Below are 23,983 nucleotides of genomic sequence, written 5' to 3'. Positions count from 1 at the left end.
GTGAGCGGGTGGGTCAGGAGGTCCCGGCGTCGATCGCCGCCCGCACCTCCGCCACCCGCTCCCGCTCCTCCGCCGCGAAGCGCTCGGCGTCCAGCTGCTCCGCGAGCTCCTCGTCCTGGGTCATGAGCAGGTCGAGGTCGGAGTCGCCCATCTCCAGGACGCCCATGTCGACGTAGGCCTGCTGCAGGCGCTTGCCCCACAGGCCGATGTCCTTGACGCAGGGGACGATGCGGCTGAAGAGCAGCCTGCGGAAGAGGGCGAGGAACTCTGACCGCTCGCTGTACTCCTCGGCCTCGGCCTTGGGGATGCCGAAGTTCTCAAGGACCTCGGTGCCCCGCAGCCGGTCCCGCATCAGGTAGCAGCCCTCGATGACGAACTCCTCCCGCTCGCGGAGCTCGGCATCGCCGAGCTGCCTGTAGTAGTCCCGCAGCGCCATGCGGCCGAAGGCCACGTGGCGGGCCTCGTCCTGCATCACGTACGCCAGGATCTGCTTCGGCAGCGGCTTGTCCGTGGTGTCCCTGATCATGCCGAAGGCGGCCAGGGCCAGGCCCTCGATCAGCACCTGCATGCCCAGGTACGGCATGTCCCAGCGGCTGTCGCGGAGCGTGTCGTCGAGGAGGGCCCGGAGGTTGTCGTTGACCGGGTAGAGCAGCCCGATCTTCTCGTGCAGGAAGCGGCCGTAGATCTCGGCGTGGCGGGCCTCGTCCATCGTCTGGGTCGCCGAGTAGAACTTGGCGTCCAGGTCGGGGACGGACTCGACGATGCGGGCGGCGCAGATCATGGCGCCCTGCTCGCCGTGCAGGAACTGGCTGAACTGCCAGGAGGCGTAGTGCCGGCGCAGCTCGCCCCTGTCCTTGTCGGTGAGCTTCGCCCAGTACTTGGTGCCGTACAGGGACATCGCCTCGTCGGGGGTGCCGAGCGGGTCGTACGGATCGACCTCCAGCTCCCAGTCGATCCGCTTCTGGCCGTCCCACTGCTTGTCCTTGCCCTTCTGGTACAGGGCCAGCAGGCGGTCACGGCCGTCGTCGTACTCCCAGCTGAAACGGGCCGCGCCGGTCGCGGGCACCTGCCAGCGGGGGTCCGGCGGGTCCGTGGCGTACAGGTCGAAGGTCGGCATGTTCCGCAGGCTCACATGCGGTAGACGCCGGGTCAACAAGGTGACGTCCAGGGGATTGACGGGCTTGCTGACAAGCAGTCTCATAAAGAGCCATGACGACCCTCACGGAAGCCGACGCACTCGACGGGCTGCGCGACGCGCTCGGCCTGCTCAAGGACCGGGAGCAGGTGGCCGAGCGGCTGCTCGACGCGTCCGCCAGGCACTCCTTCGACCCGGACAAGGAGCTGGACTGGGACGCGCCCTTCGAGGAGGGCAAATGGTTCTGGCCGCCGGAGCTGGTGTCGCTGTACGACACGCCCCTGTGGCGGCGGATGGGTGAGGAGCAGCGGATCCTGCTGTCCCGGCACGAGGCTGCCGCGCTCGCCTCTCTGGGCATCTGGTTCGAGATCATCCTCATGCAGCTGCTCGTGCGGCACATCTACGACAAGGCGGCGACGAGCGCGCATGTGCGGTACGCGCTGACCGAGATCGAGGACGAGTGCCGGCACTCGAAGATGTTCGCCCGGCTGATCGCGCGGGGTGAGACGCCGTGGTACCCGGTCAGCCGGGTGCACCAGCAGCTGGGGCGGCTGTTCAAGACGATCTCCACCACACCCGGGTCCTTCACGGCGACACTGCTCGGTGAGGAGGTCCTGGACTGGATGCAGCGGCTGACCTTCCCCGACGAGCGGGTGCAGCCGCTGATACGGGGCGTGACGCGGATCCACGTGGTGGAGGAGGCGCGGCATGTGCGCTACGCGCGCGAGGAGCTGCGGCGGCAGATGGTGACGGCACCGAAGTGGTCGCAGGAGTTCACCCGGGTCACCTCCGGCGAGTTCGCACGGGTCTTCTCGGTCGCCTTCGTCAATCCCGAGGTCTACACCAACGTCGGGCTGGACAAGCGGCAGGCCATGGCGCAGGTGAGAGCGAGCGGTCACCGGCGGGAGGTCATGCAGACGGGCGCGAAGCGGCTCACCGACTTCCTGGACGACATCGGGGTGCTGCGGGGCGTGGGACGACGGCTGTGGCGGTCGTCGGGACTGCTGGCCTAGAGGGTCTGACAGACAGACCCTAGGCACCGCCCGGCTGCGACTGCACCGCGGCGGAGCGCCATCGTGTGGGTGCCGGCGGGGCCGTTGTGCAACGCCGTGCCAGCGGGGGCTGGTGCGGCTGCCGTGCCGGAGCCGTGCCACGACCGCGCCCGGCCGGGCGGGCTGTGACCGATTACGCTGCACGTCATGACGCCCTCGGCCCCCACCCCCGCCTACCGCCGGCTCAGCGTCGAGGAACGGCGGAGCCAGTTGCTCGACGCCGCGCTCTCGCTGTTCGCGCACCGGGCGCCGGAGGACGTCTCCCTGGACGATGTGGCGGAGCAGGCCGGGGTTTCGCGGCCGCTGGTGTACCGGTACTTCCCGGGCGGCAAGCAGCAGCTGTACGAGGCCGCTCTGCGGTCCGCCGCCGAGGAACTGCGGCAGTGCTTCGACGAGCCCCGCGAGGGCCCGCTCCTCCCCCGCCTGTCCCGCGCCCTCGACCGCTACCTCGCCTTCGTCGACCAGCACGACGCCGGCTTCAGCGCCCTGCTCCAGGGTGGGAGCGTCGTCGAGACGTCCCGGACGACGGCCATCGTGGACGGGGTCCGGCGGGACGCGGCCGAGCACATCCACAGCCATCTGGGAGTCACCGACCCGGGCCCCAGGCTGCGCATGACCATCCGCATGTGGATCACCGCGGTCGAGGCGGCCTCGCTGATCTGGCTCGACGAGGACAAGCAGCCCCCCGCCGCGGAACTGCGGGACTGGCTCGTCGAGCAGTTCGTGGCCGTCCTGTCGGTGACCGCGCGGCGCGACCAGCAGACCTCCGCGCTGGTCGAGGCCCTGGCGGCGGATGTCTGACACCGCTGCCGCACGGCGCACACTGGTGCCGTGAAGAGCGAAGACACCCCCTTCGAGGGCGGGCCCATGGACGGGCGCGTCCTGCCCGTGCTGCTCGGGCCCACCGGACATCCCCCGAAGACCTACCGCATCCCCGTCCCGGCCCCTGACGGCGGACCGCCCACCGTGCTCGTCTACCGCCGCGTGCCCCGAGGGCAGAGCAGGATCGGCCCCGCCCGGTGGAAGTACGAGTACGACCCCGAAGGCAAGACGAGCGTCCGCTTGAAGTGGCCCTGGTCCAAGCCCGGCCCCGGGCCAGACGCCACGCCGGGCGGCAAGCCGGACGACGCGGACGGGTGACCCCCTTGCGCCGAACCGCGCACACCCGGCGCGCGGCCCTCGCGTACACGCCTGATGCTCGCGATGCGGAAAAGAGCGGACCGGCCGCCTGCCCCGCACCGGAGGTGATGACGTGTCAGGAAGGCTTCTGCGTCTGGTCGGTACGGCCTGCGCGGCGACGGTGGCGGCCCAGGCCGTCCTCGCACCCGTGCCCGCGACGGCCGTTCCGGAACCCGGCGCGCGCTCGGTCGCCGGACTGCTGACGGACCTTCAGCGGCTGTACCGCGAGGCGGAGCGGGCCACCGAGGCCTACAACGCCACCGCGGAGAAGCTGACCAGACAGCGCGCCGAGGCCGAGCGGCTGGACGCCGAACTGGCCCGGGCCCGGCTGTCCCTGCACGACAGCCGTGGCGCGGCCGGGCGGCTGGCCCGGCAGCAGTACCAGAACAGCAGCGACCTCTCCCCCTACCTGCGGCTGCTGATGGCACGCGATCCGCAGCACGCGCTCGAACAGGGCCATGTGATCGGGCGCTTGGCGCAGAAGCGGGCCGAGACGGTGGGCCGGCTGGCCGGGCACGAGAAGAGGGCCGACGAGCTGGCGCGCCGCGCCCGCGAGGCCCTCGACCGGCAACTCGCCCTCGCCGAGCGGCAGCAGCGGGAGCGGAACGACGTACGGGAGCGGCTCGACGAGGTCGAGGAGCTGCTGGCCTCGCTCACCACGGAGCAGCTGACCGAGCTCTCCTCGATCGAGAAGAACGGGATCGCGAAGGCGCAGGAGAGGTTCATGGCGTCCGGGGCGCTCCGCAGCGACCAAAAGCCGTCGCGGGAGGGCGAGCGTGCGGTGCGCTTCGCCCTGGAGCAGCTCGGGAAGCCGTACCGGTGGGGAGCGGAAGGACCGGCGTCGTACGACTGCTCCGGGCTGACGTCACAGGCCTGGGGGCACGCCGGGACGCGCATCCCCCGGACCAGCCAGGAGCAGTGGGACCGGCTGGAGCGCGTCCCGCTCGGCGAGCTGCGACCCGGGGACCTGGTCGTCTACTTCCCCGAGGCCACGCATGTCGCGCTCTACCTCGGCGACGGAATGGTGGTCCAGGCGCCGCGGCCCGGCTCCGGAGTCAAGGTGTCGCCGATCGCGGCCAACCCGGTGCTGGGCGCCGTACGGCCCGACCCCGGCGGGGAGCCCCTGCGGCAGTACACGCCGCCGGAGCTCCCCGAGGGTGCCATGGAGGGGTCCGACGAGGCCTACTACGCGCCCGCGGCCCCGGAGACCTCCATCAGGTAGGCCTCGGTCTTCTTCGGGTCGTAGAAGAAGTTCTCAAAGTCGGCGGGGTCGTTGAAGCCGTTGGCGAAACGGTCCGCCACCGGCTGGAGCTGGCCCGCGGCGCCGATGAGGTTCAGGATGTGCTCCGGCGGCGGGGCGAGCATGGCGTTGGTCCACTTGGTGACGTGCTGGGCCGTGGCCCAGTAGCGGTCGAAGGTCCCCCGCATCCATTCCTCGTCGAACGGCTTGTCGCCGTGTTCGAGGATCGAGGCGAGGTACGCGGCGGCGCACTTGGACGCCGAGTTGGAGCCCTGGCCGGTGATCGGGTCGTTCGCCACGACCACGTCGGCGACGCCGAGGACCAGGCCGCCGCCGGGGAGGCGGCCGATCGGGTTGCGGACGGTGGGGGCGTAACGGCCGGCGAGGGTGCCCCCCGCGTCGGTCAGCTCGACCTTGGTGGCCCGCGCGTGCTCCCAGGGGAGGAACTTCTCCATGAGTTCCAGGGTCAGGGAGAGGTGCTCCGCCGGGTCCTTGACGCCGTTGAAGACGTCGAGCGGGCCGCCGGGTATGCCCTCCCAGAACAGGATGTCGGCGCGGCCGGAGGTGGTCAGGCACGGCATGACGAACAGCTCGCCGACGCCGGGCACGAGGTTGCAGCGGACCGCCTCCGTGTCCGGGTGCTCCGGGCGGGGGCCCAGACCGTGCACGTACGACACGGCCAGCGCGCGCTGCGGCTCGCTGTACGGGGAGCGCTCGGGGTCCCGGGCGAACATCTGCACGAGCTCGCCCTTGCCCGCCGAGACCAGCACCAGATCGTACGTACGGGAGAAGTAGTCCAGGTCGCCGACCGCCGCGCCGTGGATGACCAGCTGGCCGCCGCGCTGGGCGAAGGTCTCCATCCAGCCGGCCATCTTCACCCGCTGGTCGACGGACTGCGCGTACCCGTCGAGCCTGCCGAGCCAGTCGATCGCACGCTGGGTCGGGCCCGGGTCGTGCGAGCCGGGGGCCGCGACCGAGACGCCGAGTCCTTCGATCTTCGGGGCCTGGGACTCCCAGAAGTTCAGCTTCAGATCGCGCTCGTGCTGCAGGGCGGTGTGGAACATGCACTGCGTCGACATGACCCGGCCGGAGCGGATCTCGTCCGCGGTCCGGTTGGACATCAGGGTGACCTCGTACCCGTGCGACTGGAGGCCGAGGGCGAGCTGGAGACCGGACTGGCCGGCTCCGACGACGAGTATCTTCCGCATGCGGGGGTGTCTCCTAGGTGGACTACGGGGGCCTGCTCGTGGGGGGTGGCGGCCCGGGGTCCCGTTCGGGGAGTGCCTCGGGCTACTCGGGCGTTTCCTCGAGCGCGTGGGCCACGAGGGCCAGGAGGGTCTCGATCACCGAGATCCGGCGCCGCGCGTCCATGATCATGACAGGTATGTGCCGCGGGATGGTCAGCGCCTCCCGCACGTCCTCCGCCTCGAACAGCTCGCTGCCGTCGAAGTGGTTGACCGCGACGACGTACGGCAGCCCGGAGGACTCGAAGTAGTCGAGCACCGGGAAGCAGTCCTTCAGGCGGCGGGTGTCGGCCATGACGACGGCACCGATCGCCCCGCGGACGATGTCGTCCCACATGAACCAGAACCGCTGCTGGCCCGGCGTGCCGAAGAGGTACAGCACCAGGTCGTCGTCGAGCGTGATGCGGCCGAAGTCCATGGCCACGGTGGTGGTGGTCTTGCCCGGCGTCGCGGTGAGGTCGTCGTGCTCCTCGCTGGCCTCGGTCATCAGCGCCTCGGTCTGCAGAGGCGTGATCTCCGAGACCGAGGTGACCAGCGTGGTCTTGCCGACGCCGAAGCCGCCGGCCACCACTATCTTCGTCGCGATGGGGGCGCGGGTGCGGTCCGTCTGCCAGGGCCGCAGGGTCTCGTCGGGCTCGACGAGCGGGGATACAGCAGAGACACCGTGAGCGGCGTCAGAGACGACGGAGTCCACTCAGCACCCTTTCCAGCAGAGCGCGGTCCGGCCGGCCCGTACCGTGACCGGTCCCGGTTCCGTACACACGGATCTTTCCCTGGTCCGCGAGGTCGCTGAGGAGGACGCGGACCACGCCGAGCGGCATCTTCAGCAGCGCGGCGATCTCGGCCACCGTACGCATGCGGCGGCACAGTTCGACGATGGCCCGCATCTCCGGCATCACGCGGGAGGAGAGCGGCGCACTCGTCAGTTCCTTGCGCTCCTCGGGGGCTTCGAGCGCCGCGGTGCTTGCCACGAACGTCTCGACGAGCAGGACGTGACCGAAGCGCGTGCGGCCGCCGGTGAGCGAGTAGGGGCGTACGCGGGCGGGTTTGCGGTCGGCCCCGCGGACCGGTAGATGCTGCTTGGGGCTGCTGCTCATCGGGCGCTCCCCGTCGACTCGGACTCCAGGGATTCCCTCAGCTCCTGGCGGAGTTCGGGGGTGAGGACATGGCCGGCGCGGCCTACGAAGAGCGCCATGTGGTACGCCACGACGCTCATGTCGCAGTCCGCGGAGCCGTGCACGCCGAGCAGGGAGCCGTCGCTGATCGACATCACGAACAGGCTGCCCTCGTCCATCGCGACCATCGTGTGCCTGACCCCGCCGAAGTCCATCAGCTTGGCGGCCCCGATGGTCAGGCTGCCGATGCCGGAGACGATGGTGGCGAGATCGGCGGAGGAGCCGCGCGGGCCGGTGGGCCGGGCTCCGCCTGTCCGGCGTGCCTCACGATTGCGGCCCGGGTCGGAGGAGAGCAGCAGCAGTCCGTCGGAGGAGACCACCGCGACGGAGAGGATGCCGGGCACCTCCTCCACGAGGTTGGTCAGCAGCCAGTGCAGGTTGCGGGCTTCACTGCTCAGTCCGAAGGTACTGGGCGCGGTCAACTGCTTGCCTCCTCGACTGTGCCCCCCGTGGCTTCTTCGGATTCAGCTGTTCCTGTGGTCGGCCTCTGGTTCTGGGCCGTCTGTTCGGCGATCTCCGCCTCTACGTCGCGGTAGCCCGCCTGTGCCCCCTGGCGGAAGCCGCCCAGGCGGCGACGTAGGGCTTCCGCGTCCACGGACCCGCTGCGTTGCCGCTGCGCCGGGGCCTGAGCGGTGATCTTGGGAGTGCGCTTGGGGAGGCCCTTGTCGGTGACGCGTTCTTCCTCGTCCTCGGCGCGCTGGTGTTCCGCTTCGGCTTCTCCGCCGCTCTCGGCTTCGCTCGATCGGGAGGTGTCCCCACCGGCGGGATCGTTCCCACCGGCACCACCCGTGCGGGACGCGTCGCCGGGTGCGGCCGGCCCCGCGTGCGGGGCGGTCTCGCCGTCGGCGGGCGCGGGACGCGTTCCCGTCCCCGCCGCCTGCTCCGGGTCGGATGCCTGGGACGGGATCAGCAGGGCCATCGTGGTCTCGGCGGGGGTCTCCGGGATCTCCCCGGGGGCCTCCGGCCGGGGCCTTGCGGCCTCCGGCTCCGGGGCGGGCTCGTCGGCTTCCGCCTCCTGCGAGCGCTGCACCGCCCTCTCCGCCAGCTCCACCAGCGGGTCGCCGTCCTTCGCGCGGGCGTGCAGGACGTTGGAGTTGGCCTCGGCGTCGGCGCCCGGGAGGGAGAAGCCGCGGGTGCTGTCGGAGACGGGCGAGGAGGAGGGGACGGCGGCGGACGGGGCCGGGGCGAGCAGCGTCCTGGGCAGGACGACGACGGCCGTGATGCCGCCCTGCTTCTGCTCGCGCAGCTGCACCCGGGCGCCGTGCCGGTGGGCGAGGCGGGCGACGACGTACAGACCGAGGCCGAGGCCCTCCTCGCCCTCCTGGTCGTAGGGGGACGCCGGATCGAACTCGGCGAGGCGGGAGTTGAGGCGGTCCAGCCGGTCGGCGGTCATGCCGATGCCCTCGTCCTGGACGGAGAGCATGACCTCGCCGTTCTCCATCAGCCAGCCGGAGACCTCGACGGGCATCTCGGGCGGGGAGAACGAGGTGGCGTTCTCCATCAGTTCGGCCAACAAGTGGGAGAGGTCGTCGGCGGCGAACCCGGCGATGTGTGCGTGCGGGGGCAGCGCGGCGATACGGACCCGCTCGTACCGCTCGATCTCGCTGACGGCGGCGCGGACGACGTCGATGAGGGGCACCGGCCCGGCGGTGTGCTGGACGTGCTCGGTTCCGGCGAGGACGAGGAGGTTCTCGCTGTGCCGGCGCATGACCGTGGCGAAGTGGTCGAGCTTGAAGAGGGTGGCGAGGCGGTCCGGGTCGTCCTCGCGCTCCTCCAGGCCCTCGATGACGGAGAGCTGACGCTCCACCAGGCCGAGCGTGCGCAGCGCGAGGTTGACGAAGGTGCCGCCGATGCTCGTACGCAGGCGCTCCAGCTGGGCGGCGGAGTCGGCCAGTTCGGCGCGCAGCTCCTCACGGGCGTCGGCCATCTTCTGGCGCTGGCCCACGAGGTGCTTGCGGTCGGCCTCCAGGGTGGTGACCCGCTCGGCGAGGGCTGCGGCGTGCGCGTGCAGGGCGTTGACGGAGCGGACGACCTGGGCGAACTCGTCGTTGCGGCCGGTGAAGGCGACGGGTTCCTCGGCGGCCGGGTTCTCCGCCTCGGCCAGGCGGGCGGAACCGCGGCGCAGGACGGAGAGCGGGCGGGTGAGGGTGCGGGCCATGGCCGTGGCGACACCGACGGCGACCAGCATGAGGACACCGAGGACCGCGACCCGGATCTCCAGCGCCGTGACGTCGTCGTCGCGCAGCGCCTCCAGGTCCTTGGTGCGGCGGTCGTAGAGGGCGGACTCCACGCCGCGCATCAGGTCCACGCGGGCGGAGAGCGCGGCGTCCACCTTCTTGGTGCCGGCGTCGAGGTCGCTGCCGGTGAGCGTGGGCTGGTCGGTGAGGGTGGCGAGGTACTTCTCGGCGGAGTTGACCTCGGGGCCGGTGACCGTGGAGTCGTAGCTGGTACGCGCCGGCTTGGGGGCGTTGTCGCGGAAGTCGGCGAGGGCGGCGTCGGAGCGCAGCCGGGCCTGCTGGGCGGCGGCGCTGAGCGCGTCGCGCTGCTTGGTGTCGGCGTCCGAGGAGGTGGTGCTCGTGGTCGGCAGACCGGTGGCGGGGTCGATGACGGTCCGGGTGGAGCGCGGCACGCTGAGGGCCGCGAGGAGCAGACCGCGGGCGGCGGCGGCCTGCTGGACGGCGGAGTCCAGTTCGGCCAGCGCGTACGCGCCGGAGCCGGCCCGTGGCGGCATCTGCTCGGCCAGCTGTTCGGCGAGCCGGTGGAGGTCGGTGATGGTGGCGGAGTAGGCCTGGTGGCTCTCCAGGGCACTGCTCTTGCCGGTGAGCGCCGACCTGCGTACGGCCGCGATGCCGTCGAGCTGGGATCGCAGTGCGGCGGGCGTGTCGGTGTCGGCGCGCAGTTCCTCGACCTGCCGGTCCACACGGGCGCTGCGCTGCTCGGAGGGCGCCTTGGACTTGGGGCGTCCGGCCGCGATGTAGGAGGTCACCTCGTCCCGCTCGTCGGCGAGCGAGTGGGCGAGCGTGAGGGCGTCCTGGGTCTGCTCGGCGAGCGTCACCAGGTCCTGCGCGTCATGGAGTTGCCCGGAGGCCGCGATGACGGACGGGGCGCCGGCTCCGGCGATCGCGGCGGCCACCACCGCCACGGCGACGATGAGGCGGTTGCGTACGTGCGTCGGGCGGCCCTTGCCGACGGGGGTGCGCTCGGCGTCCCCCACGGGGGCCGTCTGCTTGGCTGTGCGACGAGGCCGCGTCTTCTGCACCGGTGCTCGCATTCCTGACTCGTGTACCCGTGGGCCCGGGTGTTGCTCCGTCAACTGGCCGGCCGGCGCGTACACCCGGTGCGGATCCGTACGGATCCCGACCCTCCCAGTGCCGGTGGGCAGGGGACGCTCATCACCCGACCCGCCACCCGAAGGAGTGAACCCTGGAGGCGAGTTGAGGGGCAAGTTCCGCTGGCGTGTGCAGCCGCCTTGGGCAGGGGGCCGGTTGGACGTCCGCGACGGGCGGTGGCAGTATTCGCCGCCACGCCTTCCCGGAGCGAATCATTCCATCCCAAACCCGGCGCCTGACCTGCGCTGGTGCGCCGATCGGGCAACCGTTGCCAGCCTTTTGCGAACCTTGTGAAGGCCTCGTGCAGACTGGCCGGATGCGTACTGAGCTCGTGTCGGAACCAGGCTCCCCCGACCGCCCCAACGAGGACTTCGCAAGCGTCGCCCTTCCCGCTTCGGGACAGGGCGGAGCACTCGTCGTCCTGGACGGTGTGACGCCGCCGCCGGGCGAGACGGGCTGTCTGCATTCCGTTCCCTGGTTCACGGCGCGCCTCGGTGGGGCGCTGATCGAAATGACCGTTTCACTCCTGGATGTTCCCCTCACCGAAGCCCTGTCCCGCGCCATCGCGCATACCGCCGGGGCACACGCGGAAACCTGTGACCTTTCTCACCCCCGCACACCCCAGGCGACGGTGGTCCTGGCGCGCTGGTCCCCGGCCATGGTCGAGTACCTGGTCCTGTCGGACTCCGCACTGCTGGTGGAGTCGCCGGCCGGCACGGTCACGGCCCTGCTGGACGACCGCCTGTCCCGTCTCCCCCGCGCGTCCCTCGCCACGGACGCGCTGACAGACGCCACCCTCCGCAACAAGGAGGGCGGTTTCTTCACGGCGGCCGCGGATCCGGCCGTGGCGGCCCGGGCGGTGACCGGGGTGCTGCGGCGCGAGGACGTCCGGGCGCTGGCCGCGCTGACGGACGGGGCGACGCGATGGGTGGAGAAGTTCCGGGAGGGCGGCTGGGAGGACTGCTTCACCCTCGTACGCAAGGAGGGGCCGCGGGCTCTGGTGGACCGGGTGCGGGCACTGGAACGCGCGGACGTGGACCGGGCGCACCTGGGGCGGAGCAAGAGGCACGACGACGCGACGGTGGTGTACGCCGAGCTGTGACGACCGCACGAGCGAAGCCGGCAGTGGGGGAGTCGGCGAGTGACGGCGACGCGGCAGAGGTGCGTGCCACCCCCGCGACGCCGGCATGATCCGAACGACAGGGCCTACTTCTCCATCCCCCGGTTCAGCTGGTGCAGCAACCGCGCCAGCTCCACCACCTCCCGCGGATCCCAGTCGGCCAGCCGCCGGGCGTACCGCGCGCGCCGGGCCTCCCGCACCCTGCTGACGCGGTCGTGCCCCTCCTGGGTGAGGGCGACCAGCCAGGCGCGGCCGTCGGCCGGGTCGGGTTCGCGGGCGATCAGGCCGAGCTCCTCCAGGGCACGCAGCTGACGGGACATGGTGGCCTTGCCGACGCCGATGTAGGCGGCGAGCTCGGTGGCCCGCTGCCGGCCGCACTCGTCCAGCCGTACGAGAAGGCCGTACGCCGACGACTCCAGGTCGGGGTGGACCTCGCGGGCCATCTCGCCCTGGTTGGCCCGGGCGCGCCGCAGCAGCACCGTCAGCTCGCGTTCCAGCGCCAGGAACTCCGGCTGGTCCGTACCGCTTCCGGACACCCCGGATGCGACCTCACGTCCGCCGCCGTTTCCGCCTTCGTGCACGTCAGCCCCTGCCTCGGTTCTCTTTCCCGGTACTGAGATTTTGCGCCGGATGCCGCCATCGCCGCAGCTGGGCAAGTATTCCGCAGGCGTGGACCAGGGGTGGCGTCCGGCCCTCTTCCCGGGGTCGTCGCCGCGCTCGGCTCCCGAACAGGGAGAAGGCCCGGGTCTCCCTCACGGAACCCGGGCCTCCCCTCATCCGGCAGCGCCCGTCACGCCGCCGCCGGAACCTTCGGCGCCGCGCCGTTGGTGGCCGGCGACAGCGCCAGCTCCAGGACCTGGCGGACGTCCGTGACGGTGTGGACGTCGAGCTTGTCCAGCACCTCCGCCGGGACGTCGTCCAGGTCGGGCTCGTTGCGCTTGGGGATGACCACGGTGGTGATGCCGGCGCGGTGCGCCGCGAGCAGCTTCTGCTTGACCCCGCCGATCGGCAGCACGCGGCCGGTCAGCGAGACCTCGCCGGTCATCGCCACGTCGGTGCGGACCAGGCGGCCGGAGAGCAGCGAGGCGAGGGCCGTGGTCATCGTGATGCCGGCGCTGGGACCGTCCTTCGGGACCGCGCCCGCCGGGAAGTGGATGTGCACGCCCCGGTCCTTCAGGTCACCCACCGGCAGTTCGAGCTCGGCACCGTGGGAGCGCAGGAAGCTGAGCGCGATCTGGGCAGACTCCTTCATGACGTCCCCCAGCTGACCGGTCAGCGTCAGCCCTGCCGCGCCGGTCTCGGGGTCGGCCAGCGACGCCTCGACGTACAGCACGTCGCCGCCCGCGCCGGTGACCGCCAGTCCGGTCGCGACACCCGGCACCGACGTCCGCCGCTCGGCCGGGTCCTGCGCGGACTCGGGCACATGGTGCGGACGGCCGATCAGGCCGCGCAGATCGCCCTCGCCGACGGTGAACGGCAACTCGCGCTCACCCAGTTCGTGCTGGGCCGCGACCTTGCGCAGCAGCCGGGCGATGGACCGCTCCAGGTTGCGCACGCCCGCCTCGCGCGTGTACTCACCGGCGAGCTTGCGCAGCGCGCCCTCGTCGATGGTCACCTCGTCCCCGTCCAGCCCGGCGCGCTCCAGCTGGCGCGGGAGCAGGTGGTCACGGGCGATGACGATCTTCTCGTCCTCGGTGTAGCCGTCGAGCCGGACCAGCTCCATACGGTCGAGCAGGGCCTCCGGGATGGCTTCGAGGACGTTGGCGGTGGCGAGGAAGACGACATCGCTGAGATCCAGCTCCACCTCCAGGTAGTGGTCCCGGAAGGTGTGGTTCTGCGCCGGGTCGAGCACTTCGAGCAGGGCGGCGGCGGGGTCGCCCCGGAAGTCGGAGCCCACCTTGTCGATCTCGTCGAGCAGGACGACGGGGTTCATCGACCCGGCCTCCTTGATCGCCCGGACGATACGGCCGGGCAGTGCGCCCACGTACGTCCGCCGGTGCCCGCGGATCTCGGCCTCGTCCCGGACGCCGCCGAGGGCGACCCGGACGAACTTCCGGCCCATGGCGTGGGCGACGGACTCGCCGAGGCTGGTCTTGCCGACACCGGGCGGCCCGACGAGCGCGAGCACGGCGCCACCGCGCCGCCCGCCGACGACACCCAGCCCCCGGTCGGCACGCCGCTTGCGCACCGCCAGGTACTCGGTGATCCGCTCCTTCACGTCCTCCAGACCGGCGTGCTCGGCGTCGAGGACCTGCTTGGCGCCCTGGATGTCGTACGCGTCCTCGGTCCGTTCGTTCCACGGCAGTTCCAGGACGGTGTCGAGCCAGGTGCGGATCCACGAGCCCTCGGGCGACTGGTCGGAGGCGCGCTCCAGCTTGTCGACCTCCTTGAGCGCGGCCTCGCGGACCTTCTCGGGCAGGTCGGCGGCCTCGACGCGGGCGCGGTAGTCGTCGGACTCCTCACCCTCCTGCTCGCCGTTCAGCTCGCGCAGTTCCTTGCGCACGGCCTCCAGCTGCCGCCGCAGCAGGAACTCCCGCTGCTGCTTGTCGACGCCCTCCTGGACGTCCTTGGCGATGGACTCGGCGACGTCCTGCTCGGCGAGGTGGTCGCGCAGCTGCTGGGTGGCGAGCTTGAGGCGGGCGACCGGGTCGGCGGTCTCCAGCAGCTCCACCTTCTGATCGGTCGTCAGGAAGGGGGAGTATCCGGAGTTGTCGGCGAGCGCGGAGACGTCGTCGATGGCCTGGACACGGTCGACGACCTGCCAGGCGCCGCGCTTGCGCAGCCAGGCGGTGGCGAGGGCCTTGTACTCCTTGACCAGCTCGGCGACCTGGCCGGGCAGCGGATCCGGCACGCTCTCGTCGAGGCGGGTGCCTTCGACCCAGAGGGCGGCGCCCGGGCCGGTGGTTCCCGCCCCGATCCGCACCCTCCCCCGGCCCCGGATCAGGGCGCCCGGGTCACCGTCGGCCAGCCGGCCGACCTGCTCGACGGTGCCCAGCACGCCGGTGTTCGCGTACGTGCCGTCGATACGTGGCACCAGGAGCACCCTGGGCTTCCCGGGCTCGGACTTGGCGGCGGCCTGCGCGGCCTCCACGGCGGCGCGCACCTCGGAGTCGCTCAGGTCCAGCGGGACCACCATCCCGGGCAGCACGACCTCGTCATCGAGCGGCAGCACGGGCAGGGTGAGCGGTGTGGACGTCGAAGCCATGATCTCCCCTTAGGCAGTCAAGTTGAGCTATGCCGACTCAATGCTCGGGAGTCCCTGATTGTTCCCCCACACGTGTTCGCTGTGAGCGATCAATTCCCGTCGCCTGTGAAGGGGCTGCTTGCAACCAGCCGAGGCACCTCCGCATTCCGTCGCCACGCAGCGCGGGACGGCCGCGCAGGCAACACGGACGACGCGCCCGGCGACGTCTCACCCGTGCACGGCGCCGAGTTGACCCTTGAGGCGACGCAACTGCGCGCGTACGCACGGCAGATGTGCACGGCCGGGCCGAGCCGGCTTCTCGCTCGCACACATCCGGGACCCGGCGAAACCGCCGGAGAACGATCCACGCGCGTACGTCAATGAGAGATGCGCCACGTCCGGCGCGCCGTGCCGTACCCTCGGCGCGCGCACCGGCCGGCCCCCGCCCAGAGGATGCCTCCGGCCTGCACTCGTCGGCCCGACTCGCAAGCTCAGCAGGGGAGTTGGAGTCGACCGAGCGCCCGGCACCGACCTCTCCGGATTTCGAGGGAACCTTGCGGAATGCCGGGTTCCCGCAGGTGCGTACCGAAGACGTCCCCGTTGCCCGGGGCGTTCCGCACCGTGTTCACATTGGCGTCCGACCTGGATAGCAAAGCCGTGGTGACTCCCCGTACTCTGCTTCCCTGACGCGGATCATTCAAGCGTCAATCGCAACCATGCGCAGACCGCGGAATCACCCCACTGGTTCCGGAAAGCACACCCCAGGGGCGGGCGATGGAGCAGACACACACCTCCCACAACGGCACGGCGGCGGCTACCCCGGGCGCACAGCGCCGGGTTCTCGTGGTCGAGGACGACCAGACGATCGTGGACGCCATCGCGACCCGCCTTCGCGCCGAAGGGTTCCTGGTGCAAACGGCGGGCGACGGACCGGCCGCCGTCGACACGGCCGAGGCCTGGCAGCCCGATCTGCTGATCCTCGACATCATGCTGCCCGGCTTCGACGGTCTGGAGGTCTGCCGTCGTGTGCAGGCCGCGCGGCCGGTGCCGGTGCTGATGCTCACCGCGCGCGACGACGAGACCGACATGCTGGTCGGGCTGGGCGTCGGCGCCGACGACTACATGACGAAGCCTTTCTCCATGCGCGAGCTGGCCGCGCGCGTGCATGTGCTGCTGCGCCGCGTGGAGCGGGCCGCGCTGGCCGCGACGACGCCGCGCAGCGGCATCCTGCGGCTCGGCGAACTGGAGATCGACCACGCACAGCGCCGGGTGCGCGTGCGCAGCGAGGACGTCCACCTCACCCCCACCGAGTTCGACCTCCTGGTGTGCCTGGCGAACACCCCGCGCGCGGTGCTCTCCCGTGAGCAGTTGCTCGCCGAGGTGTGGGACTGGGCCGACGCCTCCGGCACCCGCACCGTCGACAGCCACATCAAGGCGCTGCGCCGGAAGATCGGTGCGGAGCGGATCCGCACGGTGCACGGCGTGGGCTACGCGCTGGAGACGCCGACGCCATGAGCGACGGGCCGACAGCTCGGAGAAGCGCCCAGGAGCCGTGGGGCGGCGTCAGCCCCTTCTCGATCAAGACCAAGCTGGGTGCGCTGGTCGTCACATCCGTGCTGATCACCACCGGGCTGTCGGTGATCGCCGTGCACACCAAGACGGAGCTGCGCTTCATCACGGTCTTCTCGATGATCGCCACGCTGCTGATCACGCAGTTCGTGGCGCATTCGCTCACCGCGCCGCTGGACGAGATGAACGCCGTGGCCCGGTCCATCTCGCACGGCGACTACACCCGGCGGGTGAGCGAGAACCGCCGCGACGAGCTGGGGGACCTGGCCCAGACCATCAACCGCATGGCGGACGACCTGGAGGCCCAGGAGCGGCAGCGCAAGGAGCTGGTCGCGAACGTCTCGCACGAGCTGCGCACCCCGATCGCGGGACTGCGCGCGGTGCTGGAGAACATCGTCGACGGCGTCACCGAGGCCGATCCGGAGACCATGCGGACGGCCCTGAAGCAGACCGAGCGCCTCGGCCGGCTGGTGGAGACGCTGCTGGACCTCTCCCGCCTCGACAACGGCGTCGTACCGCTGCGCAAACGGCGGTTCGAGGTGTGGCCGTACCTGTCCGGCGTACTGAAGGAGGCCAACATGGTCGCCTCCGTGCGCGCGGGCATCTCGACGGGCTCCGGCAGCCACACCCGTACGGACGTCCATCTGCACCTCGACGTCTCCCCGCCGGAGCTGACGGCGCACGCGGACCCGGAGCGCATCCACCAGGTCGTCGCCAACCTGATCGACAACGCGGTCAAGCACAGCCCGCCGCACGGCCGCGTGACCGTCAAGGCACGGCGTGGGCCGCAGCCCGAGTCGCTGGAGCTGGAGGTGCTGGACGAGGGCCCCGGCATCCCGCGGTCGGACTGGCACCGGGTCTTCGAACGGTTCAACCGGGGGGCCGTCACGCGTCCGCACGGTCCCGGCAGCGACGGAGGCACCGGGCTCGGCCTGGCCATCGCCCGCTGGGCGGTGGATCTGCACGGCGGGCGGATCGGAGTGGCTGAATCCGAGCGGGGTTGCCGGATTCTTGTCACCCTTCCGGGCCTGTCATCCACGCCAAGTTGACGTAAAGTTCGGACCGGAACCACAAGATCCATGTGCGTCCGCGCTGGCGGACACGTGTGATCTGGTGCGGGCCCGTGCTTAGTGAGCGCCGGGTCGCACTCTCGCCTTCCCTTCTGAAGTGAAACCACGCTTGTTTCCCGCCATTTCCAGCCCCGAAACACGCTGCGAGATGTGACTTACACGACGATGAACGGGCCCGACCTGACCTTCACGGTCTTGGAGGCGTAGCCTTTATTCCCGCTGTCCATCACCTTGTGAAGCGGAAGAGGGCGGTTGCCGCCGTGTCGCCACAGTCCCCCAGTAACTCGAGCATCTCGACCGACGCCGATCGGGCGGGCAAGAACCCCGCTGCCGCGTTCGGTCCGAACGAGTGGCTCGTCGACGAGATCTATCAGCAGTACCTCCAGGACCCGAACTCCGTGGACCGAGCCTGGTGGGACTTCTTCGCCGACTACAAGCCGGGGGCGGCCGCCGCCCAGGCTGCGTCGGGTACTGCGGCCACGGGGGCCGCAGAGACCCCCACCACGGCTCAGCCCGCCCCCGCGCCGGCCGCGCCGGCCCAGGCCCAGGCTCCCGCCCAGGCGGCTCCGGCTCCCGCTCCGGCGAAGCCCGCCGCGGCCCCGAAGCCCGCGGCCGCCGCCCCCGCGAAGCCGGCCGCCAAGCCCGCCGCGAAGGCCGAGCCCGCCAAGGCGGCCGGCGAGGGCCCCGAGCAGGTCGTGCTGCGCGGCCCCGCCGCCGCGGTCGCGAAGAACATGGACGCCTCCCTGGAGCTGCCCACGGCCACGTCCGTGCGCGCGGTCCCGGTGAAGCTGCTGTTCGACAACCGCATCGTCATCAACAACCACCTCAAGCGCGCCCGCGGCGGGAAGATCTCCTTCACGCACATCATCGGGTACGCGATGGTCCAGGCCATCAAGGCGATGCCGTCGATGAACTGGTCCTTCGCGAAGGTGGACGGCAAGCCCACCCTCGTGAAGCCGCCGCACGTCAACCTCGGCCTCGCCATCGACCTGGTCAAGCCGAACGGCGACCGCCAGCTGGTCGTCGCGGCGATCAAGAAGGCCGAGACGCTGAACTTCTTCGAGTTCTGGCAGGCCTACGAGGACATCGTCCGCCGTGCCCGCGACGGCAAGCTGACGATGGACGACTTCACCGGCGTCACGGTCTCCCTGACCAACCCCGGCGGCCTCGGCACCGTCCACTCGGTCCCGCGCCTGATGCCGGGCCAGTCGGTGATCATGGGCGTCGGCTCGATGGACTACCCGGCCGAGTTCCAGGGCACCTCCCAGGACACCCTGAACAAGCTGGGCGTCTCCAAGGTCATGACGCTGACGTCGACCTACGACCACCGCGTCATCCAGGGCGCCGCCTCCGGCGAGTTCCTGCGCCAGGTCGCCAACCTCCTCCTCGGCGAGAACGGCTTCTACGACGACATCTTCGAGGCGCTGCGCATCCCCTACGAGCCGGTCCGCTGGCTCAAGGACATCGACGCCAGCCACGACGACGACGTCACCAAGGCCGCCCGGGTCTTCGAGCTGATCCACTCCTACCGGGTCCGCGGCCACGTCATGGCCGACACCGACCCGCTGGAGTACCAGCAGCGCAAGCACCCCGACCTGGACATCACCGAGCACGGCCTCACCCTGTGGGACCTGGAGCGCGAGTTCGCCGTCGGCGGCTTCGCCGGCAAGTCGATGATGAAGCTGCGCGACATCCTCGGCGTGCTGCGCGACTCGTACTGCCGCACCACCGGCATCGAGTTCATGCACATCCAGGACCCCAAGCAGCGCAAGTGGATCCAGGACCGGGTGGAGCGCCCGCACTCCAAGCCGGAGCGCGAGGAGCAGCTGCGCATCCTGCGCCGCCTGAACGCCGCCGAGGCCTTCGAGACCTTCCTGCAGACGAAGTACGTCGGCCAGAAGCGCTTCTCCCTGGAGGGCGGCGAGTCCGTCATCCCGCTGCTGGACGCGGTCCTCGACTCGGCGGCCGAGTCCCGCCTGGACGAGGTCGTCATCGGCATGGCCCACCGCGGCCGCCTGAACGTGCTCGCGAACATCGTCGGCAAGTCCTACGCGCAGATCTTCCGCGAGTTCGAGGGCAACCTCGACCCGAAGTCGATGCACGGCTCCGGCGACGTGAAGTACCACCTCGGCGCCGAGGGCACCTTCACGGGCCTCGACGGCGAGCAGATCAAGGTCTCCCTGGTCGCGAACCCCTCGCACCTGGAGGCGGTGGACCCGGTCCTGGAGGGCGTCGCCCGCGCCAAGCAGGACATCATCGGCAAGGGCGGCACGGACTTCACGGTCCTGCCGGTGGCGATCCACGGCGACGCGGCCTTCGCGGGCCAGGGCGTGGTGGCCGAGACCCTGAACATGTCCCAGCTGCGCGGCTACCGCACCGGCGGCACGGTCCACATCGTCATCAACAACCAGGTCGGCTTCACCGCGGCCCCCGAGTCCTCGCGTTCCTCCATGTACGCGACGGACGTGGCCCGCATGATCGAGGCCCCGATCTTCCACGTGAACGGTGACGACCCGGAGGCGGTGGTGCGCGTCGCGCGCCTGGCCTTCGAGTTCCGCCAGGCCTTCAACAAGGACGTGGTGATCGACCTCATCTGCTACCGCCGCCGCGGTCACAACGAGTCGGACAACCCGGCCTTCACCCAGCCGCTGATGTACGACCTGATCGACAAGAAGCGCTCGGTGCGCAAGCTGTACACCGAGTCCCTCATCGGTCGCGGCGACATCACCCTGGAAGAGGCCGAGCAGGCCCTGCAGGACTACCAGGGCCAGCTGGAGAAGGTCTTCACGGAGGTCCGCGAGGCCACCGCGCAGCCGGCGGCGGCGGAGCCCTCCGACCCGCAGGCCGAGTTCCCCGTCACCGTGAACACCGCGGTGACCACGGAGGTCGTCAAGCGGATCGCCGAGTCCCAGGTCAACATCCCCGACCACATCACCGTCCACCCGCGTCTGCTGCCGCAGCTGCAGCGCCGGGCGGCGATGGTCGAGGACGGCACGATCGACTGGGGCATGGGCGAGACCCTCGCGATCGGCTCCCTCCTCCTGGAGGGCGTCCCGGTCCGTCTGGCGGGCCAGGACTCGCAGCGCGGCACCTTCGGCCAGCGCCACGCGGTCATCATCGACCGCAACACGGGCGAGGAGTACACGCCGCTGCAGTACCTCTCGGAGGACCAGTCGCGGCTGAACGTCTACAACTCCCTGCTCTCCGAGTACGCGGCGATGGGCTTCGAGTACGGCTACTCGCTGGCCCGCCCGAACGCGCTGGTGATGTGGGAGGCGCAGTTCGGCGACTTCGTCAACGGCGCCCAGACGGTCGTGGACGAGTTCATCTCGTCGGCGGAGCAGAAGTGGAGCCAGACCTCCGGTGTGGTGCTGCTCCTCCCGCACGGCTACGAGGGCCAGGGCCCGGACCACTCCTCGGCCCGCCCGGAGCGCTTCCTGCAGCTCTGCGCCCAGAACAACATGACGGTCGCGATGCCGACGTCCCCGTCGAACTACTTCCACCTCCTGCGGTGGCAGGTGCACAACCCGCACCACAAGCCGCTGGTCGTCTTCACCCCGAAGTCGATGCTGCGCCTGAAGGCCGCGGCCGCCAAGGCGGAGGAGTTCACCACGGGCCAGTTCCGTCCGGTCATCGGCGACGCCTCGGTCGACCCGGCCGCGGTGAAGAAGGTCGTCTTCTGCGCCGGCAAGGTCTACTACGACCTGGAGGCCGAGCGTCAGAAGCGCGGCGTGACGGACACGGCGATCATCCGCATCGAGCGCCTGTACCCGCTGCCGGGTGCCGAACTCCAGGCGGAGATCAAGAAGTACCCGAACGCCGAGAAGTACCTGTGGGCCCAGGAGGAGCCGGCGAACCAGGGTGCCTGGCCGTTCATCGCGCTCAACCTGATCGACCACCTGGACCTGGCGGTCGGCGCCGACGTCCCGCACGGCGAGCGCCTGCGCCGCATCTCGCGGCCGCACAGCTCGTCCCCGGCCGTGGGTTCCGCCAAGCGGCACCAGGCCGAGCAGGAGCAGCTCGTGCGCGAGGTCTTCGAGGCCTGAGTCTCTGAGCACCGGTAGGTACGTACGCAGGGCCCGCCCCGGGATTCGGGGGCGGGCCCTGCGCCTTCTCTCCGCCGGGCAGCCGGCCTCGTCGGACCGTCGGGGGCGCGGGGTGCGAGCGCGGGTTCCGGAGCCGGAGCGGCCGTCTCGATCGCCGCGCGGCCCGCCGGCGGCGGACGCCGCGGCCTGAGCGCGGCCTACTCTGAGAGGAGCAGGCACCAGGGCTTGTCCCGTCCGGATCAGGAGCGAGAGTTGTATTTCACCGACCGTGGCATCGAGGAACTGGAGAAACGGCGCGGCGAGGAGGAGATCACCTTCGAGTGGCTCGCCGAGCAGCTGCGGACGTTCGTCGACCTGAACCCGGACTTCGAGGTGCCGGTGGAACGGCTGGCCACGTGGCTGGCGCGGCTGGACGACGAGGACGACGAGTAGGTCCGCCGGGCGCCCAGGGGCGCCTTTTCTCAGGGGCGCCTTCGGGGCGCCCCTTTTGCTGGCGTCTTGACTTTCCGTGACCGCGATATATCGTAATCAGCAAGAGACGCGATATGGCGTGATGTCACGGGGAGGTCTGCACCATGTCCAAGTGGTCCGTCGCGGAGCCGAAGAAGCTCACGTTCGACGCGCCCGTGCGCGAACTCCACGTGCGCCTCGTCAGCGGCACGGTGAACGTCGTGGGGACCGACGAGGACTCCGCCCTCCTGGAGGTCTCCGAGATCGAGGGCCCGCCCCTGCTGGTGACCCAGCGGGGCGGCACGCTCACGGTGGCCTACGACGACCTGCCCTGGAAGGGCTTCCTCAAGTGGCTCGACCGCAGAGGCAGGCGCCGCAGCGCGACGGTCTCCCTCGCCGTCCCGGCGAGCACGCACGTGGAGGTGGGCGTCGTCGACGCCGCCGCCGTCGTCTCCGGCGTGCGGGGGCCCTCGGTCGTCAAAGGCGTCACCGGCGACACGACCCTCGTCAGGCTGTCGGGCCCGGTCCGCGCGGACACGGTCTCCGGAAATCTGGAGGCCCAGGCCGTCACCGGCGACCTCCGTTTCAACTCCGTCTCCGGCGATCTGACGGTGGTCGAGGGCTCCGGCCCCTCCGTGCGGGCCGACTCGGTCAGCGGCTCCATGATCGTCGACCTCGACCCGGGCGGCCCGACCGACGTCCGCCTGAACAGCGTCTCGGGCGAGATCGCCATCCGGCTGCCGCACCCCGCGGACGCCGAGGTCCAGGCCAACACGGCGAGCGGGACCATCTCCAACGCCTTCGAGGGCCTCCGGGTCCACGGCCAGTGGGGCGCCCACCAGGTCACCGGCCGGCTCGGCGCGGGCAACGGCAAGCTCCGGGCCACCACGGTCTCCGGCTCGATCGCCCTCCTGCGGCGCCCGCCCGGGGAGGACGAGGACGAGGCATGGGACGGGGGACCCGGCAGCAAGGTCACGGCAGGTGACCCGGCGGGCGGTCACCGGGGCGACTCGGGGGACAATTCCGTTTCCGGCCGGGGCGACGGCGCGACCAGCACCCCGGCCGACGGCACGACCGACAAGAAGGTGCTCTGACATGCCTCCCGTCTTCGCCCACGGACGCCTCCGCCTCTACCTCCTGAAGCTGCTCGACGAAGCCCCGCGCCACGGCTACGAGGTGATCCGCCTCCTCGAAGAACGCTTCCAGGGGCTGTACGCGCCGTCAGCGGGCACGGTGTACCCGCGCCTGGCCAAGCTGGAGGCCGAGGGCCTGGTCACCCACACCACCGAGGGCGGCCGCAAGGTGTACTCCATCACGGACGCAGGCCGCGCCGAACTGGCCGACCGCAGCGGTGAGCTGGCCGACCTGGAGCTGGAGATCCGGGAGTCGGTCGCGGAACTCGCCGCCGAGATCCGGGCCGACGTGCGCGGCGCGGCCGGCGACCTCCGCCGCGAGATGCGGGCGGCGGCCAGCGAGGCCCGCCACGGCACCGGCGCCAAGGGCCACACCACCGAAACGGACGGCGCCTTCGGGGACTACACGGGCTACACCGACAAGGAGGCCTGGCGCGCCGCCAAGGAGGAGATGCGGCGCGCCAAGCAGGAGTGGAAGGAACAGGCCCGGCGCGCCAAGGACGAGAGCCGCCGTGCCCGGGAGGAGGCCCAGCGGGCCCGTCGCCAGGCGAAGGAGGCCCAGGAGCGTGCCCGGGCCCAGGCACAGGAAGAGGTGCAGCGCATCGCCCGGCGGGTCCAGGAACAGGTACAGGACCACTTCGCGCGGGGCGACTGGCCGACCGGCCTGCGTGAGGGCCTGACCGAACTGGCCAAGGAGTTCGGCGAACTGGGCAAGGACTACGCCTTCGGCTGGACGGGCAACGGCACCGGAGCGTCGGCCTCAGGCCCGGAGTACACGCAGACACCCCACGACTTCCCGGCCGACTACGTACCGTCCTGGGCCCACGAAGAGGCCGCCGACTCCACCGGCGACCCGGCCCGCGACCTCGACCGCCTGCTCGACCGCTTCCGGGACGACATCCGCGACGCGGCCCGCGACCACGGCGTCACCCCCGACCAGCTCCGCGAGGCCCGCCGCCACCTCTCGACGGCGGCGGCACACATCGGGGCGATACTGCGAACGCCGAAGGCCTGAGCAGTCGTCAGCGCCGGCGGCACCCATCCTGCTGGGCGGGTG

19 protein-coding genes and 1 pseudogene are annotated in these 23,983 nt (G+C 71.1%); 12 read left to right on the top strand and 8 right to left on the bottom strand.

The window, feature by feature from the left end; translation table 11 throughout:
* Positions 1–13: 13 nt before the first annotated feature.
* Positions 14–1,117, bottom strand: coding sequence for a ferritin-like domain-containing protein (locus NW895_RS11800; protein ID WP_289935374.1), 1,104 nt, complete (start codon positions 1,115–1,117; stop codon positions 14–16).
* 92 nt (positions 1,118–1,209) lie between these two features.
* Here NW895_RS11800 and NW895_RS11795 point away from each other — a divergent pair, with 92 nt between their 5' ends.
* The 4 genes from NW895_RS11795 to NW895_RS11780 all read left to right on the top strand — a co-directional run bounded on the left by NW895_RS11795 (position 1,210) and on the right by NW895_RS11780 (position 4,588).
* The gene (locus tag NW895_RS11795) at positions 1,210–2,148 is read left to right on the top strand and encodes a diiron oxygenase (RefSeq protein WP_289935373.1); all 939 of its coding nucleotides are present in this window, start codon (positions 1,210–1,212) and stop codon (positions 2,146–2,148) included.
* A 186-nt stretch (positions 2,149–2,334) separates the two neighbouring features.
* Positions 2,335–2,988 carry a TetR/AcrR family transcriptional regulator gene (locus tag NW895_RS11790; protein WP_289935372.1) on the top strand — a complete coding sequence of 218 codons (654 nt, stop codon included), beginning with the start codon at positions 2,335–2,337 and terminating at the stop codon, positions 2,986–2,988.
* Positions 2,989–3,018: 30 nt separating this feature from the next.
* Positions 3,019–3,327: a hypothetical protein gene (locus tag NW895_RS11785; protein WP_289935371.1), complete on the top strand. Its 309-nt coding sequence runs from the start codon at positions 3,019–3,021 to the stop codon at positions 3,325–3,327.
* Between the two features lie 112 nt (positions 3,328–3,439).
* A complete protein-coding gene (locus tag NW895_RS11780; protein WP_289935370.1) occupies positions 3,440–4,588 on the top strand; it encodes an NlpC/P60 family protein in 1,149 nt (382 codons plus the stop codon).
* On the opposite strand, the gene NW895_RS11775 is transcribed toward NW895_RS11780, so the two are convergent.
* From NW895_RS11775 to NW895_RS11755, 5 genes are all read right to left on the bottom strand, one after another.
* Positions 4,552–5,814, bottom strand: coding sequence for a styrene monooxygenase/indole monooxygenase family protein (locus NW895_RS11775; RefSeq protein WP_289935369.1), 1,263 nt, complete (start codon positions 5,812–5,814; stop codon positions 4,552–4,554). The two genes, NW895_RS11780 and NW895_RS11775, sit on opposite strands and share 37 nt — an antisense overlap.
* A gap of 82 nt (positions 5,815–5,896) precedes the next feature.
* Positions 5,897–6,544, bottom strand: coding sequence for an ATP/GTP-binding protein (locus tag NW895_RS11770; protein ID WP_289935368.1), 648 nt, complete (start codon positions 6,542–6,544; stop codon positions 5,897–5,899).
* Positions 6,525–6,947 (bottom strand): DUF742 domain-containing protein, encoded by a 423-nt coding sequence (locus NW895_RS11765; RefSeq protein ID WP_289935367.1) that lies wholly within the window; start codon positions 6,945–6,947, stop codon positions 6,525–6,527. Before NW895_RS11765 ends, NW895_RS11770 begins: the two co-directional genes overlap by 20 nt.
* On the bottom strand, positions 6,944–7,447 hold the full coding sequence (locus NW895_RS11760; RefSeq protein WP_289935366.1) for a roadblock/LC7 domain-containing protein: 504 nt from the start codon (positions 7,445–7,447) through the stop codon (positions 6,944–6,946). Before NW895_RS11760 ends, NW895_RS11765 begins: the two co-directional genes overlap by 4 nt.
* Entirely contained in the window at positions 7,444–10,284 is a 2,841-nt protein-coding gene (locus NW895_RS11755; RefSeq protein ID WP_289935365.1) for a nitrate- and nitrite sensing domain-containing protein, read from the bottom strand. The genes NW895_RS11760 and NW895_RS11755 overlap by 4 nt, the downstream gene beginning before the upstream one ends.
* Positions 10,285–10,670: 386 nt before the next feature.
* On the opposite strand from NW895_RS11755, the gene NW895_RS11750 reads away from it, so the two are divergent.
* Entirely contained in the window at positions 10,671–11,456 is a 786-nt protein-coding gene (locus NW895_RS11750) for a protein phosphatase 2C domain-containing protein (protein ID WP_289935364.1), read from the top strand.
* Between the two features lie 104 nt (positions 11,457–11,560).
* Here the strand turns inward: NW895_RS11750 and NW895_RS11745 are convergent, their stop codons facing one another.
* Positions 11,561–12,055 (bottom strand): MarR family transcriptional regulator, encoded by a 495-nt coding sequence (locus tag NW895_RS11745; protein ID WP_289935363.1) that lies wholly within the window; start codon positions 12,053–12,055, stop codon positions 11,561–11,563.
* A 209-nt stretch (positions 12,056–12,264) separates the two neighbouring features.
* Positions 12,265–14,679, bottom strand: a complete 2,415-nt coding sequence (gene lon, locus NW895_RS11740) for an endopeptidase La (RefSeq protein ID WP_289935362.1) — start codon at positions 14,677–14,679, stop codon at positions 12,265–12,267.
* Positions 14,680–15,191: 512 nt separating this feature from the next.
* On the opposite strand from lon, the pseudogene NW895_RS11735 reads away from it, so the two are divergent.
* From NW895_RS11735 to NW895_RS11705, 7 genes and pseudogenes are all read left to right on the top strand, one after another.
* Positions 15,192–15,308 (top strand): annotated as a pseudogene (locus NW895_RS11735) (spermidine synthase); the annotation flags it as partial.
* A gap of 124 nt (positions 15,309–15,432) precedes the next feature.
* Positions 15,433–16,173 (top strand): response regulator transcription factor, encoded by a 741-nt coding sequence (locus tag NW895_RS11730; RefSeq protein WP_289935361.1) that lies wholly within the window; start codon positions 15,433–15,435, stop codon positions 16,171–16,173.
* Complete coding sequence (locus NW895_RS11725; RefSeq protein WP_289935360.1) at positions 16,170–17,276, top strand: ATP-binding protein; 1,107 nt, start codon at positions 16,170–16,172, stop codon at positions 17,274–17,276. Before NW895_RS11730 ends, NW895_RS11725 begins: the two co-directional genes overlap by 4 nt.
* Before the next feature lie 281 nt (positions 17,277–17,557).
* Positions 17,558–21,343 (top strand): multifunctional oxoglutarate decarboxylase/oxoglutarate dehydrogenase thiamine pyrophosphate-binding subunit/dihydrolipoyllysine-residue succinyltransferase subunit, encoded by a 3,786-nt coding sequence (locus tag NW895_RS11720; RefSeq protein WP_289935359.1) that lies wholly within the window; start codon positions 17,558–17,560, stop codon positions 21,341–21,343.
* Between the two features lie 252 nt (positions 21,344–21,595).
* On the top strand, positions 21,596–21,775 hold the full coding sequence (locus NW895_RS11715) for a DUF6104 family protein (RefSeq protein ID WP_028420339.1): 180 nt from the start codon (positions 21,596–21,598) through the stop codon (positions 21,773–21,775).
* Positions 21,776–21,918: 143 nt separating this feature from the next.
* Complete coding sequence (locus NW895_RS11710; RefSeq protein WP_289935358.1) at positions 21,919–22,887, top strand: DUF4097 family beta strand repeat-containing protein; 969 nt, start codon at positions 21,919–21,921, stop codon at positions 22,885–22,887.
* A 1-nt stretch (position 22,888) separates the two neighbouring features.
* Entirely contained in the window at positions 22,889–23,941 is a 1,053-nt protein-coding gene (locus tag NW895_RS11705) for a PadR family transcriptional regulator (RefSeq protein WP_289935357.1), read from the top strand.
* Positions 23,942–23,983: the final 42 nt, after the last annotated feature.

This window comes from Streptomyces sp. S.PNR 29, from assembly GCF_030386795.1.
Taxonomy (GTDB): domain Bacteria; phylum Actinomycetota; class Actinomycetes; order Streptomycetales; family Streptomycetaceae; genus Streptomyces.
Note: the sequence above shows the minus strand (reverse complement) of the source record. Positions and strands in the feature narration are given on the sequence as shown.